This is a genomic window from Limosilactobacillus alvi, from assembly GCF_016900115.1.
In the GTDB taxonomy this organism is placed as follows: Bacteria; Bacillota; Bacilli; order Lactobacillales; family Lactobacillaceae; genus Limosilactobacillus; species Limosilactobacillus alvi.
Window position 1 is genome coordinate 1 of the sequence record NZ_JACJJQ010000076.1, and the last position, 1,768, is coordinate 1,768.

Annotated in this window: 2 protein-coding genes; both read left to right on the forward strand. The window is 37.6% G+C overall.

Going from position 1 to position 1,768, the window contains the following annotated elements:
- Positions 1-365 precede the first annotated feature (365 nt).
- Positions 366-758 carry an iron-sulfur cluster biosynthesis family protein gene (locus tag H5993_RS09085; RefSeq protein ID WP_204777100.1) on the forward strand — a complete coding sequence of 131 codons (393 nt, stop codon included), beginning with the start codon at positions 366-368 and terminating at the stop codon, positions 756-758.
- Positions 759-775: 17 nt separating this feature from the next.
- Positions 776-1,201 (forward strand): peptide-methionine (R)-S-oxide reductase MsrB, encoded by a 426-nt coding sequence (msrB, locus tag H5993_RS09090; RefSeq protein ID WP_204777101.1) that lies wholly within the window; start codon positions 776-778, stop codon positions 1,199-1,201.
- Positions 1,202-1,768: the final 567 nt, after the last annotated feature.

Genomic DNA, 1,768 nt, shown 5'->3' on the forward strand with positions numbered 1-1,768 from the left:
TTTTTGTTTGTTTTGGGCTAATTACATCATATCAGGAGCGACTTCCTGTGTACATAAAAACCGGATGATGAATTGTTTAAGAAATTCATCATCCGGTTTTTACTTTGGACTAGGAGTTTTTTCCCAGCCTCTCTTTTTGTATCTCCGAATATTACCGAAAAATTAGGGATAAAATTAAGTTCTCAAGCTGAGATCGAACAAAGAGTCATTTTCAAAGAAATAAATTATGTTCTGCTTGCTATTGAATCAGCGAGTAGTTTTTTCGGTTATTGCTTTATAACTAGAGATTAATGAGCAAATTTTTATTACTTAAAGTAAGGAGAGGGTATAATAAAAATCACTTAAGCTAGAAAGTAGGGATTAAAATGCAATTAACGGTAACACCAGCTGCTAAAGAACGGTTAGCCCGCTATTTGAAAGCGGATCAAAAGTTAGTCTTAGATTTCGATGATGGGGTGGGCCCGTTCTCTGATCTTGGTAACTGTTCGCTAGATGTTAACTTCAAATTTATTATTTTAGATGGTTCACAACCGTTACCAGCTGATTTTGATGCACATTTTTCTTCGAATCTTGGTGAAATCTACTATAAAAGTTATACCAAGCCGCAATATGCTGAAAAAATGAAGTTAGACTTTGAGCCAACTTATTTCACAATGCCATTAAAATCACCGCTTGCGACTTTGTGCGATAATGTTGAAGTTGTTGATTTAACGAATCAGCAATTCGAACATCTGGAACGAACGACTCATGATTGTTAATGAGGAGGTGAGCTTTCGTGGATAAAGCAGAACGCTTAAGAAAACTCCAACCAATTCAATATGAAGTTACCCAAAATGCCGCCACTGAAAAACCATTTACCGGAAAATACGATAACTTCTTTGAAGAAGGGATTTATGTCGATGTTGTGAGTGGAGAACCTCTTTTTTCGTCTCAGGACAAGTACGATTCAGGTTGCGGATGGCCGGCCTTTACCAAGCCAATTATCAAGTTAAGTGAACATCGTGATCAATCATTTGGAATGGAACGGACTGAAGTAAGGAGTCCCCAAGCAAATTCGCACTTAGGGCATGTCTTTACCGATGGTCCGCTTAATCGTGGCGGTCTCCGTTACTGCATTAATTCTGCGGCCCTCCGTTTTATTCCTAAAGATCAATTGGTCGCGGAAGGCTATGGTGAATACACTAATTTATTTGAAGTTTAACATCAAATTAAAGCCTTATTTAACCCGATGAATTTACTTAATCCAAAGCGGGAAATTAACTAAAATTTATCAATTAGCCAAAAAAACTGAGCAGAAACAAATGGTGGTTAGTCACTAGTTCCTGCTCAGTTTTTATTTAATTAATCCTTTACCAGACTTAAAGCATGCAGCTTACTAGCCGGAATTTGAATCTCAACACCCACATGAGCATTCCGAGCATTCGTCTCCGAACCGCAAAAGGTCTAAAACCGATAATTTGGAATTAAGTACGGAGAAACGCATCGGTATCAACAATCGATGTCTTCTTAATTAAAACCCGTTGCGGAAGAATCCTAGTTGACAGTTTCTACTAAGAGGGCATCAAAGCCTCTAATAAATTAAAGAATACCCAGTTGAAGTATTGTCATTAAGCGCTTTGCTTGGATCTTGTTTTGAAATTAATAAAATTAAATAACGTGAACTACTCGGCCATAAATGACCGAGCTTCTGGATCAAAAGGCAACAGTGTGCCTCTTGATCTGGAAATCGTTTAGGCAATGGAGAATCAAGTTACACTTGATTCTCGAA

Bases quoted from the DNA above. Each gene is read 5' to 3' on its own strand.
- H5993_RS09085 (WP_204777100.1), top strand. From the start codon at position 366: ATGCAATTAACGGTAACACCAGCTGCTAAAGAACGGTTAGCCCGCTAT.